This is a genomic window from Pseudomonas sp. 5C2, from assembly GCF_034314155.1.
Classification (GTDB): domain Bacteria; phylum Pseudomonadota; class Gammaproteobacteria; order Pseudomonadales; family Pseudomonadaceae; genus Aquipseudomonas.
In genome coordinates, this window is record NZ_JAVIWH010000002.1 from 871,574 (window position 1) to 886,463 (window position 14,890).

A 14,890-nucleotide genomic window follows, 5' to 3' on the forward strand; every position below is an offset into this window, starting at 1 on the left:
TTTGGAGGTCAGCAATGAGCAACGTGACTGTTCGTTCAGTGGTTTATCAGATTGATGGCCAGCCCTACGAGAGCCGTTTGGTGTTTGATTCCGGTGACGCGTCCTCGCGTCCGGGTCTGGTGATGGCACCCAACTGGATGGGCGTTAGCCAAGGTGCGGAAAAAATCGCTCAGGCGGTGGCAGAGCAAGGTTATGTCGTGCTGGTGGCCGACCTGTATGGTCAGGGTACGCGCCCGAAAAATGGCGATGAGGCGGGCGCAGCGATGATGCCGCTTAAAAATGATCGGGCATTGCTGCGCAAGCGCATGCAGGCTGCGCTCGACGCGTTGAAGTCTCAGGTAGACGCGCCTGTAGACACCCTCAAGTTGGCGACTTTCGGGTTTTGTTTCGGCGGCTGCTGCTCGCTTGAACTGGCCCGTACCGGTGCTGCATTGAAAGCGACGGTATCCTTCCACGGCACGCTGGATACACCCAGCCCGGCGGACGCAAAAAATATCCAGGGGGCGGTGTTGGTCATGCATGGCGCTTCCGATCCATTGGTGCCTAAAGAGCAACTGCCTGCGTTCGAAGCTGAAATGAACGCGGCGGGCGTGGACTGGCAATTACTGAGCTACGGCGGTGCGGTGCACTCGTTCACCGATCCGGAAGCGAACACGCCGGGCATGATGATGTACGACGCCAAAACCGCGAAGCGAGCGTTTGCGTCGATGCACAATTTGTTGGATGAGGTGTTCAAAGGCTGATAACCGAGATCCTGTCGGGTCTATCGCGGCCTGCAAGCCCACTCATTCAATTTGTAGGAGCGGGCTTGTCCGCGATGGCGGAGTGTCAGGCACCCGGATTCAAACTAAGGCAACTCGATCCTCTCGCTTTCACCCGGCACCGTCGGCCAATCACCGGCCGCCCAGCGCGCTCGTGCCTGATCGATCAGCGCCGGGTCGCTGGCTACAAAATTCCAGTTGATCCGTCGTGGTCCGTCCAGCGCGGCGCCGCCAATCAGCACGGCATGACATGCGCTGTCAGCGCATAACGTCACGCTTTCTCCGACCGGCAGCACGATCAAACTGCGCGCCTCTATCGGCTCGCCATCCAGTTGCGCGTCACCGCTGACCACATACAGCGCCCGCTCTTCGTGGTCAGCGGGGATCGTCAGCGCAGTGGCGGTTTGCAGGCTTACTTCGGCATATAACGTAGTCGACAGCACCGGTACCGGTGATGACAGGCAAAACCCGCTGCCAGCAATCATCCGAATACAGACGCCGAGGTTATCGCTAACCGGCAGTGTCTGTGCGGGATGATGGCTGTAATGCCCTGGGCCTTGTTCGTATGGTTTAGGTAACGCCAGCCAGACCTGCAGTCCATGCAAGCGTGAGCCGCTGCTGCGCAGCTTTTCCGGTGTGCGTTCGATGTGGGCAACGGCGCTACCGGCCGTCATCCAGCTTACATCACCGGGTAGGACCAACTGGTCGCTGCCAAGGCTGTCCTTGTGCAAGAGCTGGCCTTCGAACAGGTAAGTGAGGGTAGACAAGCCGATATGCGGATGTTGACGGATATTCATGCCGCTGCCAGCTGGGTAATCCGTTTCCAGCATGTGATCAAAAAAAACGAAAGGGCCGATACTGCGGCATTTGGCTGACGGCAGCGGGCGTAGAATCGGTTGGCCTTCGACATCTTCTGTGCGGGGCTTGATTACGATCATGAGCGTCATCTCGGCAAGCAGTGCGGGTCGATGCACAAAGCATAACCCGCGTTGATGTGTCCGGCGTTATTGGTCGAAGGCGCCTTCTGTCAGGTGAGTTTCGATGCTGACTTCAGTCGTGGTCATCAGCTTGTGTACCGGACAGCGATCTGCGATGCGATGCAGCAGGGTACGCTGCTCATCGCTCAGCATGCCCTCAAGGGTCAGTTCGACATGCAGATGATACTTGCCTTCCCGCTCCTGACTGCTGTCGCGTGTGACCTCGACAGTGACACCGGTCAGCGGGATTTCGTGTTTTTCGGCATACAGCTTGAGCGTCAATGCCTTGCACGCGCCCAGGGCTGCATCGAAATAATCATGAGGATCGGGCGCGGAGTCTTCGCCGCCGAGGCCTACAGGAAGATCGGTCAGCAGCTTATGTTTGTGATTGATTTCAATGCTGTGGCGATAGCCGTTGCCGGACAGCGTGTTGACAGTGATGGTCATGGAAAACCTCTCAGAGATGAAGCGGCACTTTGCGGTATGGAACTGGCGTATTACAGCAGAAGCAGCTGCTCTATCTCTTGTGCCGAGACAGGCTTGCTGAACAGATAGCCTTGCATTTCATCGCAGCCGTTTTCACGCAGGAAAACTTTCTGTTGTTCGGTTTCTACGCCCTCGGCGATCACCTTGAGGTTCAGTTTATGCCCCAATGAAATCACGGCCGTGGCGATGGCCCTGTCATTCTCGTTATCGGGAAGGTCACGCACGAAAGACTGGTCAATTTTCAGTCGGGCAATGGGGAAGCTTTTCAGTGCGGCGAGGCTTGAGTAGCCGGTGCCGAAGTCGTCGATCGAGAGGCTTATCCCCATCGCTTGCAGTTCCTTCATTTTGACAATGGCTTGCTTAAGGTCTTGCATGATCAAGCTTTCGGTCAGTTCCAGCTCTAGGTATCTGGGGTCCAGCCCGCTGTCCTGCAACGCGTGCTGCACCCGGCTGACCAAGTCCCTTTCGATGAATTGGCGTGCTGAAATATTGACTGACACGGTGATTGGGGGCATGCCTGCATCCTGCCAGGCTTTGTTCTGTTTGCAGGCTGTGTGGATCACCCAATCGCCAATGGGCACGATTAATCCGGTTTCTTCGGCTGGCGGAATAAACTTGATGGGGGAAACCATGCCGAGTGTGGGGTGCTGCCAGCGGATCAGTGCTTCCACGCCGATGACCTGACCTGAGTGTAAATCCACCTGGGGCTGATACAGCAACAGGAACTCCTCATGGTCAATTGCATTTCGAAGCCCGTCCTGCATGGCAAGCTTGCCCTTATGCTTGCTGTTCATCTCACTGGTGTAGAACTGGTAACTATTGCGGCCCAGCTCCTTAGCCCGATACATGGCGGCGTCTGCGTTTCTGAGCAGGGTCTCGGTGTCGGTTCCATCGGCAGGGTAGGTGGCCAGTCCCATACTGCAGGTGACATGGAGTGTGTGCCTGTTGAGCTGGATGGGTTGCAGGATGGCTTCCTGGATTTTCTGCAGGACCGGGGTGATACCGTCGGCGTCAGAGGGCTGATCGAACAGGATGATCACGAATTCGTCGCCGCCCAGTCGAACGACCGTGTCGGTGCGTCGCACGCATTGGACCATTCGGCTGGCGACGGTTTTCAGCAGCTCATCCCCGGCGCTGTGGCCCAGACTGTCATTGACCAGTTTGAATTTATCCAAGTCGATGAACACCACCGTTACCCGGCGAGCACAACGTTGAGCGTAAAGGATGGCCTGTTTGAGGCGGTCTTCCAGCAGCGTGCGATTCGGCAGTCCGGTCAATGCATCATGGTCTCCCATGTAGCGGATGCGGTTTTCCGTGTGTTTGCGCTCAATTGCGATTCCGGCGAGGTGTGTCGCTATGCCAATCAGCTGCATCTCGACCTTGACGGGGCTGCGGACCGTACGGGAATACAAGGCAAAGGTTCCCAGGACCTTTCGATCATGGGACAGGATGGGGGTCGACCAGCAGGCGCGTAGGCCGTAGGGCGCTGCGATTGATCGATAATCTTCCCACAACGGGTCGTCCTCGATGTCAGCAACAATCACCGGTTCCCGTCGATACACGGCAGTGCCACATGAACCGACCTTCGGGCCGATTGCAACCCCGTCGATGGCCTGGGTGTAGGTCTTCGGCAGGCTGGGTGCGGCCCCATGCAGGAGATGCGTTCCCTCTTCGTCCAGCAGGAGGATGGACACCATCATGTCGTTCATCTGCGATTCAACCAGATGGGCCAGACTGTCGAGGACCTCCTGGAGTTCAGTACTTTTCGCGATCAGCTCAAGGACGTGACCCTGGCCGGTGCGTACAACGGCCTCCTGCTGCAATTGTGAGTTTTGCAAGGCGAGCCGTTCTTTGACGGTGCTCAATTCGGCGGTTTTTCTTTCAAGCTGCTGGCGATCTTTCAGAAACTGATTCACGGCGCGTGCCATGTCGCCGATCTCGTCCTTCTCCCGCACCTCCATCACTAGCGACGTATCGTCGATACGCTCCTGCCGTAGCTGGCGGCTGATCTCATTCAGGCGCACGAGCACATGACGACCCATGAATATGCGCGTCACAAACCATGCAAGTATCAGGCTGCCGTCCAGCATGATGAGGATCCATTGCTGGCTGCGATTGGAGGCCTCGACCAGATCCTGCACGGCTTCCCGGTAGTCTTGGGTGTACGCGTCGGATTGCTCGCGTGCGACCATCACCAAGGATTCTGCCTGGTTTTCCAGAGCGTCATGAAAGTGCTCTAGAACGTCGTGCTGGCTGATCAGTTTCAGGCGTAGGGAGAACGGATCTTGCGCCTCAGGATCAATGGGGTCAGGTTGTTGCGATTGCAGGGTGGCGACATCGTTTCGCACTGCATCGGGTAATTCGCGTGTCGCGGCGGCTTTGCGCATGAACCGCGTACGCAGCAGCTCCACCGCATTGCGGTCACTCACGACGGGCAAGTTGTACAGCAGAACCGCCAGTTCCGGGCTGCCTTGAGTTTGGGTGCCGATCAAGCGACTGGTACGATCCTTCAGGGTGCGCTCGAAGTCGACTTCGGTTTGCAGCATGCCTTCGCGCAGTTGAGCCACGATATTGGCGGTATTGCGAAATAGTTGACTTGACTGATGCACGTCAAGTATCGCGACAGCATTGCTCGCGGTTGTCAGCTGAACCACCAGGCGATCAAGTGCCTCAAGCTGTTTAACCGTCTCTGCATAGCTTGAACGCAGGGTATCGAAAGAGGGGGTGGTCAGTAGTTGATCCGTCTGGCGTTCGATCAGCAGAGTGCTCTGCAGCATGTCCTGTCCAGCTTGCATGCGGACCAGTTGCTCTTTGGTCAGCTCTCGGGCGGCGTTGTTTGATGTACGCAGGGCGTAGACCGCCGTCGCGCCGCCCGCCAGGATCAACAGGGTCAGCGCTAGAAATGCAAGGATGAACTGAGCGCGTAGCGATTGCGGGAGTAGCTGGCGATACACGGCGGTGAGTCGGGACGTCACGTTCACGGTCAGCGGTTCCATAGGCGGCGGTACATAGTCCGGTAGCCATTGTCTGGGTCGTACTGGAACTTCTCCCCGCCATCGAAAGCGACGTTGTCGACATTGACCAGATGAACTGGCGCTACGAATCCGCTGACAGGGAGCCCTGCAAGGAGTCGGTTCAATTCATCCATCACCTGCCATCCGTGCAAATTCAGAGGCTCGGCCACTGTGACGGTCTGATAAGTTTTTGCCTGAATTCGCAAAAATGCGGAAGCGCTGCCATCTCCGGCAGACAGCAGATTGAGCCCATTGCTCGGTATCCCGGCGCTGGTCAACGTTGCAGTTGAGTAGTCGAAATAGATATCGTTGATGGCCAGCATATACGTCCAGCGTTTGCCGTATCGCAGGAGCAGATCCCTTGTAATCGCGGGCATACGCTCGCCACTCTCGGAGATTGCGATGTCGCGCACTTCCAGCAGGGTGCACCCTTTGCAGGATTGGATGACGTCTTCCATGGCCTTGGCCTTGGCTGTGGCGATGCTGTACCTGGAGTCGGTCAGGATGACCACGCCAGCATGACCCATTGATTGCGCTACTGCCGCCAATGCAGTGAGGCGCGCGACCTCCACCGGGTCGGTGGTGACGTTCATGGCGACAGGCGTGCCGGCAATCGGCCCCGGTTGCGCGCCCGCGTGCCAGGCAACGACAGGCACGCCTTGGTTGGCAAAGGTTTCCAGTGCTGCATGGTTCTCGCGTGCATCGGAGCCGCACAGGATAAGGCCGTCGGGGTTTGCTGCCAGCGCATCGGCAAAGGCTTTCGCGCGTCCGGCTGAAGATCCGCCGCCATCGAATATCTTGAGCGACCAGCCCATCACCGCTGCCGCCTCGCGTGCGCCTTGCGCAACACCGATAATTCCGCCATTGCGTAAATCTTCTGCCACAAAGGCAATGTTTTTTCCCCGAGGGGCGGGAGGGCCGGACTCGGGGCCGCTCCAGTGAGCTTTGAGGGTTGCCTTGGCAACGATCTGCTGTGCCTGGCTGACGAAGGCCGTGGCGTTTTTGACATCGTCTCTGGCCAGCGGACTTGGTGAATTTTGGGCATGCACGGGAACTGCAGCTAAAAAAAAGAAGGCTGTAATTGAAACTATACCGAGTAAGTAGGGCCTCTTCATTCGCTTGGGGTCGCTACCACGTGAGATGCCAGGCCTTGCGCCGACATTGCGATCATATTCGTCCATGGCATTCGGCTACGTAGGGAGGTGTCACAAGGTGCTGTGGGTGCGAAAAAAAGCGAAGAAAAACGGCACCCGAGGGTGCCGTTTTATATGCAGGTATTACTTACCCTGCCAGCGTTTCAGCACCAAGGTGGCATTGGTGCCACCGAAGCCGAAGCTGTTGCTCATGACCTGATCGACTTTTGCGTTTTCACGGGTCTTGAGCAGTATCGGCATGTCGGCGACAACCGGGTCCAGCTCTTCGATGTTGGCAGAGCCAGCAATGAAGTTGCCTTCCATCATCAGCATGCAATAGATCGCCTCGTGAACGCCGGCAGCGCCCAGAGAGTGACCCGACAAGCTTTTGGTCGAGCTGATAGCAGGCGCATTGGTGCCGAAGACTTCACGTACACCTTCCATCTCTTTCGCGTCGCCGACCGGAGTCGAAGTCCCGTGAGTGTTGATGTAGTCGATCGGGCCTTCAACAGTGGACAGCGCCATTTGCATGCAGCGAATAGCGCCTTCGCCGCTTGGGGCGACCATGTCGTAGCCATCTGACGTTGCACCGTAGCCGACGATTTCTGCGTAGATTTTCGCGCCACGAGCCAGAGCATGCTCCAGCTCTTCAACCACGACCATGCCACCGCCACCGGCAATGACGAAACCGTCACGTTTGGCATCGTAAGCGCGGGAGGCTTTCTCCGGCGTTTCGTTGTACTGGCTGGACAGAGCGCCCATCGCGTCGAACAGGAACGACTGGCTCCAGTGCTCCTCTTCACCGCCACCGGCGAAGACCACGTCCTGTTTACCCATCTGGATCTGTTCCATTGCGTTACCGATGCAGTGAGCACTGGTGGCGCAGGCAGACGCGATGGAGTAGTTCAGGCCCTTGATCTTGAACGGGGTGGCCAAACAGGCGGAGACGGTGCTGCTCATGGTCCGCGTGACGCGGTATGGGCCAACGCGCTTGACGCCTTTTTCGCGAAGGATGTCCAGCGCTTCCATCTGGTTAAGCGTCGACGCGCCGCCGCTGCCGGCAATCAGGCCTGTGCGCGGGTTGGACACCTGGTCTTCGGACAGCCCGGAGTCGACGATAGCGTCCTTCATGGCCAGGTAAGCGTAAGCCGCTGCATGGCCGACGAAGCGATAGATCTTGCGATCGATCAGCTCTTCGAGGTTGAGGTCAATGGAGCCGGAAACCTGGCTACGCAGACCCATTTCGGCATATTCCGGATTGAAACGGATGCCAGGGCGGCTTGCACGCAGATTAGCGGAAACGGTGTCTTTGTCATTGCCCAAGCAGGAAACAATGCCCAGACCAGTGATAACGACGCGGCGCATGCGGATACCCTTAGAAATTTTCAGTGGAAGTGAACAGGCCGACCCGAAGGCCTTCGGCACTGTAGATTTCGCGACCATCAACGCTCACGGTGCCGTCGGCAATTGCCAGGACCAGTTTGCCTTTCATGGTGCGTTTGATATGGATGTTGTAGGTGATTTTTTTTGCGGTCGGAAGAACCTGACCGTAAAACTTCACTTCGCCCGACCCCAAAGCTCGGCCGCGGCCAGGATTACCCTGCCAACCGAGATAGAAGCCGACGAGTTGCCACATGGCATCAAGGCCCAGGCAGCCTGGCATCACCGGGTCACCTTCGAAGTGACAGGCGAAGAACCACAGGTCCGGATTGATATCCAGCTCGGCGACCAATTCACCTTTACCGTACTTGCCACCCTCTGCGCTGATATGGGTAATGCGATCTACCATCAGCATGTTCGGGGCGGGCAGTTGCGCGTTACCTGGGCCGAACAGCTCACCGCGACTGCAGCGCAGCAGGTCTTCCCGGGTATAGGCGTTTTGTTGGGTCATGCGAGCTCCTCAATAATCCTGTGCGGCAGGGTAAGGCAAATTTTCCTGTCCGGCTGACGCGCCAGGTCTCTGCCGTCAGCCTACTCATAGACTATTGCGTTGTAGTGAAAGTCACAGCACAAGGGAAATGAAAGTACACTTGTGCACTGGAATTATTATCCAAGCAGCGTTTGCGAGCTGATCTGGTCACTAAGACTGCCGTAATTTAGCATTTATCGCCAGTCGCAGATGCTTGAAAGGGCAGCCAACGCTGAAGAACTTGCTGTAAATCAGTACGTTTGAAGGGTTTTGCGAGGTAATCGCTCATTCCCGCCTGTAAGCAGGCCTCCCGATCACCGTGCAATGCGTTGGCGGTCAGGGCGATGATGGGCACCTGAATGCAGTTTGTCAGTTGACGAATCTGCCGCGTCGCTTCGTAGCCGTCGATCACTGGCAGGCGACAATCCATGAGTATCGCCGCAAAATTTCCAGTCTGAGCCACGCTCACAGCCTGCGCCCCATCGCTGACCACGCTGACCTGGAAGCCCAGACTGCGCAGCATCGCCTCGACCACGGTCTGATTGACCGGGTTGTCCTCAACCAGCAGCACATGCTGATTTTTGCCGTTGCTGTTACCCGCGAGGAAGGTCGGTACCTGTTCAGGGGCTTTTTTCCTGTGCAGCGCCAGCGGAATCTCAAGGGTGAAGATTGATCCCATGCTTTCTTCGCTCCGTGCCCGCAGCGTTCCGCCCATCCGCTCGGCCAGGCTTCTGGCGATAGGCAAACCTAGCCCGGTACCGCCATACCGTCGGGAGATCGAGCTGTCCGCCTGTTCAAAGGCATTGAACATCAGCTCCAGGCGCTCGGCGGAGATACCAATGCCGCTGTCGCATACCGTGCAGGTGAACCAGACCGACTCCTGATCCAGAGGCTGCCACCGGGTCTCGATCTGTACGCTGCCCAGATCAGTGAACTTCAATGCGTTGCCGATCAGATTGACCAGAATTTGCCGAATACGGGTCGGATCACCTTCGACCTCCAGGGACTCCAGTCCCGGAGGGATATTCAGCTCCAGCGAGATGCCGCGTTGCTGGGCGTTATGGTGGAACGCCTGGGCCGAGGTGCTGATCAGTTCAGCCAGATTGAACGGTATATGCTCTAGCGCCAGCGCTTCGCGCTCAATACGCGAGAAGTCGAGGATGATCGTTGATCACCCGCAGCAAATGCTCGGTTGATTCAGTCGCCAACGCAGCGTATTCAGTCTGCTCATCGGTCATTTTGGTGGTTTCCATCAACTGCAGCATCCCCAGTACACCGTTCATGGGCGTGCGCAGTTCGTGGCTCATCATGGCCAAAAAGTTGGATTTGGCACTGTTGGCGCGTTCGGCTTCTTCGCGGGTCTGAATCAGTTGGTCAATGGTTTGTTGCTGTTCGCGGCTGGCGTGTTCAAGTCCGTAGGCGAGGTTATTGATATGTCGCGCCAAGTCACCCAGTTCGCTGTCGTCGGTCACCGGTAATGGCCTGTTGTAGTCACCAAGCTGGATTGCCTTGACCGCTTCACCCATGTCGCTGATCGGTTGCGACAGGCTCAGCGCCAGACGACGGGCGAGGATATAGGTAAAAAGCAGAGCAAACAGTGCCAGAACCCCGGCCTTGAGCAGGATTTCCTGTTGGCGCTGACTGAATGCATCGTTAGACATGCCGACGATCACCCGGCCCAGGTAATCCTCATTCGGCGGGCTGGCCGAGGATGGCTGTGCTTCCAGGGCGTCATTCCCCAACGGGAGGCTCTGTAACCGGATAGGTGCCTGGAAGATCTCCACTTGAGTGGGTCGTGTGCCGTTTTCCTTCGGTTGCTCGACGTACATAAGCACGTGGTTGGCGTTGTCCTGCACTTCCAGAAAGCGCACGTGGGGCGTGGCCAGTGTAGCGCGCATCAGGCCTTCGAGAACGTCATCGTTGCCCACGATCACGCCATATTCCGACGCTGGAGCCAGCTGGTTGGCGATCAATTGACCGGTATGAGTCAATTCTTGACGCAAGTCCTGAATCCGCACGAAGGTGAAGAAGCTGATCAGCAGTAAGGTCAGTAGCAGCGCCGGTCCCAGACTGATGATTTGGGTGCGGGTGTTGATGCCCCAGTTCAGGCGGAAAGTCATCGGACGCTTTCTCCTGCCACCCGCGGTGGATCGCTCCCCGGCAGGCACGTGAGCTGCGCACACAGTTTTATGATCCATTGGTCATAAACACTGCTTATCCTTGACTGACAGGTCATCGCGAAACGCCATCAAAAGGGGGAGTCGGGCATGGTAACCGACGCTGCGGTAATTTCCATTGAACTTGTAGGGTGTTGATCGGCCTGAATTGAATCTCTTCAAGGCTGGTCGCGCAGGCTCTGCCCCGTATAATGCTGCCATCGCCAGATGTGATGGCTCTAAATGGATTGGTTATGACTCAACAGCAACCTATTGCGGTTCTTGGAGGCGGCAGCTTCGGTACTGCTGTGGCGAATCTGCTGGCAGAGAACGGTTATCCGGTCAGGCAGTGGATGCGCGACCCGGCTCAGGCCGAGGCGATCCGTGTCAACCGCGAGAACCCACGGTACCTCAAAGGCATCAAGGTTCACCCTGCGGTTGAGCCGGTCACGGACTTGTTGACCACACTGAACGGCAGCGAGTTGATTTTCGTCGCCTTGCCCTCCAGCGCCTTGCGTTCGGTGCTGGCGCCTCATGCTGACCTTTTGACCGGCAAGATGTTGGTGAGCCTGACCAAAGGCATTGAGGCGCACACCTTCAAGCTGATGAGCGAAATCCTCGAAGAAATCGCCCCGAATGCGCGCATCGGTGTGTTGTCCGGACCCAATCTGGCCCGAGAAATCGCCGAGCACGCGTTGACCGCCACGGTGGTGGCCAGTGCAGATGAAGACCTCTGCCAGCAGGTGCAGGCCGCGCTGCACGGTCGGACGTTTCGCGTGTATGCCAGCGCCGATCGGTTTGGTGTCGAGCTGGGCGGCGCGCTGAAGAATGTGTACGCAATTATCGCGGGCATGGCGGTTGCGTTGGGCATGGGCGAAAACACCAAGAGCATGCTGATCACCCGTGCCTTGGCGGAGATGACCCGGTTTGCCGTGAGTCAGGGCGCTAACCCGATGACGTTTCTCGGCTTGGCCGGGGTCGGCGATTTGATCGTGACCTGCTCATCGCCCAAGAGCCGTAACTATCAGGTGGGTTTCGCCCTTGGTCAGGGTTTGAGTCTTGAAGAGGCCGTCACCCGTTTGGGCGAAGTGGCGGAAGGGGTGAATACCCTGAAGGTGCTCAAGGCCAAATCGGATGAGTTGCAGGTGTATATGCCACTGGTCGCGGGCTTGCATGCGATTCTTTTCGAAGGCCGTACGCTTAATCAAGTCATCGAAGTGTTGATGCGTGCGGAGCCGAAAACCGATGTCGACTTTATTTCCACTAGTGGTTTTTAACCGCGCCACCCTTTAACTGAAGCCCTTAGAAATAGGTGAAGGTCTTGAACGAATCGAAACTCGAACAGAATGAGTCGGTCCTGCTGCGCATCCTGTGGATGCTGCTGTTCGTATTGATCTGGCAATTGGCACAAGTCGTGCTCGGCTGCGTGGTGTTGGTGCAGGTGGGCTACCGCCTGATCTACGGCGCTCCGAGTGGCAGCTTGATGAACTTTGGCGACAGCGTGAGTCAGTACCTGGCGCAGATCGGTCGTTTCGGCGCGTTCCACAGCGACCAGAAGCCCTGGCCTTTCGCCGATTGGCCTGCGCCGCGAGCGCCCGAAGGCGAGGCACCGCATTGCGTTACCCCTGCGCCGCATCCCGTCCGAGACGAGGAACCTAAACTGTGAAATTGTGGATTTTGCGCCACGGCGAAGCTCACTCCCATGCGCGCAGCGATGCCGAGCGCGAACTGACCGCTCACGGTCGCGAAGACGTGCTAAAAAGTGCAGCGCACCTGCTGGGCAAGCCGCTGAACCGGATCATCGCCAGCCCCTATGTGCGTGCACAGCAGACGGCTGAACTGGTCCATCAAGTCCTCGGGTTCAACGAGCCGATCGTGACCGTTCCCTGGTTGACTCCGGACAGCGACCCGCAAAAGGTTCTGAGCGAACTGGATCTGTATTCGACGGACGATGTGCTCCTGGTCGGCCATCAACCGCTGGTGGGAGCGCTGGTGGGATTGCTTGTCGACGGTCATTACCGGGAGGCCCAACCCATGAGCACCGCCAGCCTGGCTGAGCTCGAAGGGGATTTTCCGCTGGCGGGTCTGATGGAACTGTGCAGCATTCGGCATCCTTGATCCGGCCGCACAGACACCAATTGTTTGACCGAGCTGATCTCGGCACTCGACCGCACTGCACTTGATTTTGAAATTACTACCAAGCAAGTGTTTGGTCAGCTACGCTTCCCGGAAATAAAAAACCAGGAGCAAGTCGCATGTCTGGCGCTATTCGTTTGCCTCTCGACGTATTCTACGAACGCGAAGCCCGTCATCCGAACAAACGCTATATGGTCCAGCCATTGGCAGGCGGCCACGTGCAGACGTTGAGCTGGTCTGATGTCGGAGATCAGGCCCGGCGCGCGGCACACTGGCTGCGCCGACGTGAATTGCCCCAAGGCAGCCATATTGCGATCATTTCCAAGAACTGCGCCCACTGGATCATTGCCGACCTGGCGATCTGGATGGCTGGCCATGTATCGGTGCCGTTGTATCCCAATCTGACATCTGAATCCGTTGCTCAAGTGCTGGAGCATTCCGAAGCGGCACTGGTGTTTGTCGGCAAGCTCGATGATTGGGCGAGCATGGCTGGCGGCGTCAGGCCCGGCTTGCCTACTGTTGCCTTGCCTATTTGCCCGACGGCCGACTTCGACTTCAACTGGTCCGAGCTGCAGGCCTGTGCGCCGATTCAGGACAACCCGTCGCCCTCGTCAGAGCAATTGGCAACCATCATCTACACGTCCGGCACCACCGGGCTGCCCAAGGGCGTAATGCATACCTTCGGTGGTTTGGCGTTCGCCGCCAGCCACGGGGTCGGCCTATTCCAGTTAGGGGAGCAGGATCGGCTGCTGTCCTACTTGCCGTTATGCCACGTGGCAGAGCGGATGTTCGTCGAGATGGCGTCAATCTATACGGGGCAAACGGTGTTTTTCGCTGAGAGTCTGGACACCTTTCTGGTCGATCTCAAGCGCGCCCGGCCCACTGCAATGTTCGGTGTGCCCCGTATCTGGACCAAGTTCCAGATGGGGGTCTACGACAAGATGTCCGCCGCTCGCCTCGACGCGCTCCTGCGCTTGCCGATCATCGGCAAAATCGTGGGCCGCAGAGTGCTGGCCGGGTTGGGGCTGGATGCGCTGCGCATCGCATTGTCCGGCGCCGCACCTATCCCCGAGGCGTTGATGAACTGGTACCGGCGCTTGGGCCTGGAGGTGCTGGAGGTCTACGGCATGACTGAAAATTGCGGTTATTCGCACATCAGCCTGCCGGGTAAGCAGAAAATTGGCTGGATCGGCCAGCCCTGTCCTCAAGTCGAGGTCCGGATTGATCCGAGCGGCGAAGTACAGGTGCGCAGCGGAGCGACCATGCAGGGTTATTTCAAGGAACCGTTCAAGACTGCCGAAACCATCACCGAGGATGGCTTTTTGCGCACGGGGGACAAAGGCGAGCAGGACGCCGACGGTTATTTACGTCTGACAGGCCGCCTGAAAGAGATTTTCAAAACCAGTAAAGGCAAGTACGTCGCGCCGGCACCCATCGAAAACCGTCTGGCCGTGCACACTCGCATCGAACAAGTGTGTGTGGTCGGCGACGGTTTGAGTGCGCCGCTGGTGTTGTGCGTGTTATCCGCAACAGGTCTGCAAGATGCAGCCAGCGGCGCCCGTAGCGCATTGCATGAGAGCCTGGAAGTGCTGCTTGAAGAGGTCAATGCTGCTCTCGACAAACATGAGCGCTTGCGCAGGCTGATCGTCGTGAAAGATAGTTGGGCGGTCGAGAATGGCTTTCTTACGCCGACCTTGAAAATAAAACGTGCGGTCATCGAGTCGACCTATGGCGCCCGCTTCCAGGAATGGAGCGATCGGTCCGAGGTTGTGCTGTGGCAAGAGTGACCCATTTATGTCTGGCGTTCGTCATGCGAGCGCCACTTAAAAGGATTGAACATGAGCGTATGGCTTAAAACTCCCGATATAGACCAACTCAACGCGCTGCAGAAAAATACCATTGGTGAAGTGCTGGACATTCGTTTCGAGGCATTCGACGAGAGCTCTCTGACCGCGAGCATGGTCATCGACCACCGTACTCATCAACCCTACGGCCTGTTACACGGCGGGGCGTCGGTGGTACTGGCTGAAACCGTGGGCTCCATGGCCAGTTACTTGTGTATTGATCCCGGAAAATTCTTTTGCGTGGGGCTGGAGGTCAACGCAAACCACCTGCGTGGTTTGCGCAATGGTCGTGTCACCGCAGTCGCGCGGCCAGTGCATATCGGCCGCACCACTCACGTCTGGGACATCCGTCTGACCAGCGATGAAGGCAAGGTCAGCTGTGTTTCCCGTCTGACCATGGCTGTTGTACCGGTAGGTGAACAGCCGCCGGCGCGCTGATAGCAAACGGATCATCATTCTGGCTCAAGTGTCACC

The 14,890-nt window shown here is 57.5% G+C and carries 12 protein-coding genes and 1 pseudogene; 6 read left to right on the forward strand and 7 right to left on the reverse strand.

The genetic code is table 11. The annotated features are described in order from the left end of the window. Positions 1–14 precede the first annotated feature (14 nt). Positions 15–743: a dienelactone hydrolase family protein gene (locus RGU44_RS04705; RefSeq protein ID WP_322179533.1), complete on the forward strand. Its 729-nt coding sequence runs from the start codon at positions 15–17 to the stop codon at positions 741–743. 104 nt (positions 744–847) lie between these two features. Here the strand turns inward: RGU44_RS04705 and RGU44_RS04710 are convergent, their stop codons facing one another. The 7 genes and pseudogenes from RGU44_RS04710 to RGU44_RS04740 all read right to left on the reverse strand — a co-directional run bounded on the left by RGU44_RS04710 (position 848) and on the right by RGU44_RS04740 (position 10,400). Then, the gene (locus RGU44_RS04710) at positions 848–1,708 is read right to left on the reverse strand and encodes a pirin family protein (RefSeq protein ID WP_322182721.1); all 861 of its coding nucleotides are present in this window, start codon (positions 1,706–1,708) and stop codon (positions 848–850) included. Positions 1,709–1,765: 57 nt separating this feature from the next. Then, the gene (locus tag RGU44_RS04715) at positions 1,766–2,185 is read right to left on the reverse strand and encodes an OsmC family protein (protein ID WP_322179532.1); all 420 of its coding nucleotides are present in this window, start codon (positions 2,183–2,185) and stop codon (positions 1,766–1,768) included. A gap of 50 nt (positions 2,186–2,235) precedes the next feature. Further along, positions 2,236–5,220: an EAL domain-containing protein gene (locus RGU44_RS04720; protein WP_322215876.1), complete on the reverse strand. Its 2,985-nt coding sequence runs from the start codon at positions 5,218–5,220 to the stop codon at positions 2,236–2,238. Then, positions 5,208–6,419 carry a substrate-binding domain-containing protein gene (locus tag RGU44_RS04725; protein ID WP_322179530.1) on the reverse strand — a complete coding sequence of 404 codons (1,212 nt, stop codon included), beginning with the start codon at positions 6,417–6,419 and terminating at the stop codon, positions 5,208–5,210. The genes RGU44_RS04720 and RGU44_RS04725 overlap by 13 nt, the downstream gene beginning before the upstream one ends. 96 nt (positions 6,420–6,515) lie before the next feature. Beyond that, positions 6,516–7,736: a beta-ketoacyl-ACP synthase I gene (gene fabB / locus RGU44_RS04730; RefSeq protein ID WP_322179529.1), complete on the reverse strand. Its 1,221-nt coding sequence runs from the start codon at positions 7,734–7,736 to the stop codon at positions 6,516–6,518. 10 nt (positions 7,737–7,746) lie between these two features. Further along, complete coding sequence (gene fabA / locus RGU44_RS04735) at positions 7,747–8,262, reverse strand: 3-hydroxyacyl-[acyl-carrier-protein] dehydratase FabA (RefSeq protein WP_219060823.1); 516 nt, start codon at positions 8,260–8,262, stop codon at positions 7,747–7,749. Between the two features lie 205 nt (positions 8,263–8,467). Beyond that, a pseudogene (locus tag RGU44_RS04740) lies at positions 8,468–10,400 on the reverse strand (response regulator). A gap of 290 nt (positions 10,401–10,690) precedes the next feature. Between RGU44_RS04740 and RGU44_RS04745 the strand changes: the two are divergent. From RGU44_RS04745 to RGU44_RS04765, 5 genes are all read left to right on the forward strand, one after another. Continuing rightward, positions 10,691–11,713: an NAD(P)H-dependent glycerol-3-phosphate dehydrogenase gene (locus RGU44_RS04745; protein ID WP_219060825.1), complete on the forward strand. Its 1,023-nt coding sequence runs from the start codon at positions 10,691–10,693 to the stop codon at positions 11,711–11,713. A 44-nt stretch (positions 11,714–11,757) separates the two neighbouring features. Continuing rightward, positions 11,758–12,102, forward strand: a complete 345-nt coding sequence (locus RGU44_RS04750) for a DUF4389 domain-containing protein (protein ID WP_322215879.1) — start codon at positions 11,758–11,760, stop codon at positions 12,100–12,102. Beyond that, entirely contained in the window at positions 12,099–12,554 is a 456-nt protein-coding gene (gene sixA / locus RGU44_RS04755) for a phosphohistidine phosphatase SixA (protein WP_322179526.1), read from the forward strand. The genes RGU44_RS04750 and sixA overlap by 4 nt, the downstream gene beginning before the upstream one ends. Before the next feature lie 137 nt (positions 12,555–12,691). Then, a complete protein-coding gene (locus RGU44_RS04760) occupies positions 12,692–14,359 on the forward strand; it encodes an AMP-binding protein (protein WP_322215882.1) in 1,668 nt (555 codons plus the stop codon). Between the two features lie 51 nt (positions 14,360–14,410). Next, entirely contained in the window at positions 14,411–14,854 is a 444-nt protein-coding gene (locus RGU44_RS04765; RefSeq protein ID WP_322215884.1) for a hotdog fold thioesterase, read from the forward strand. Positions 14,855–14,890 lie beyond the last annotated feature (36 nt).

What these genes read in the sequence shown, in the direction of transcription:
- RGU44_RS04705 (WP_322179533.1), top strand. Translation starts at nt 15, where the DNA reads ATGAGCAACGTGACTGTTCGTTCAGTGGTTTATCAGATTGATGGCCAG.
- RGU44_RS04710 (WP_322182721.1), bottom strand. Translation starts at nt 1,708, where the DNA reads ATGACGCTCATGATCGTAATCAAGCCCCGCACAGAAGATGTCGAAGGC.
- RGU44_RS04715 (WP_322179532.1), bottom strand. Translation starts at nt 2,185, where the DNA reads ATGACCATCACTGTCAACACGCTGTCCGGCAACGGCTATCGCCACAGC.
- RGU44_RS04720 (WP_322215876.1), bottom strand. Translation starts at nt 5,220, where the DNA reads ATGGAACCGCTGACCGTGAACGTGACGTCCCGACTCACCGCCGTGTAT.
- RGU44_RS04725 (WP_322179530.1), bottom strand. Translation starts at nt 6,419, where the DNA reads ATGGACGAATATGATCGCAATGTCGGCGCAAGGCCTGGCATCTCACGT.
- fabB (WP_322179529.1), bottom strand. Translation starts at nt 7,736, where the DNA reads ATGCGCCGCGTCGTTATCACTGGTCTGGGCATTGTTTCCTGCTTGGGC.
- fabA (WP_219060823.1), bottom strand. Translation starts at nt 8,262, where the DNA reads ATGACCCAACAAAACGCCTATACCCGGGAAGACCTGCTGCGCTGCAGT.
- RGU44_RS04745 (WP_219060825.1), top strand. Translation starts at nt 10,691, where the DNA reads ATGACTCAACAGCAACCTATTGCGGTTCTTGGAGGCGGCAGCTTCGGT.
- RGU44_RS04760 (WP_322215882.1), top strand. Translation starts at nt 12,692, where the DNA reads ATGTCTGGCGCTATTCGTTTGCCTCTCGACGTATTCTACGAACGCGAA.
- RGU44_RS04765 (WP_322215884.1), top strand. Translation starts at nt 14,411, where the DNA reads ATGAGCGTATGGCTTAAAACTCCCGATATAGACCAACTCAACGCGCTG.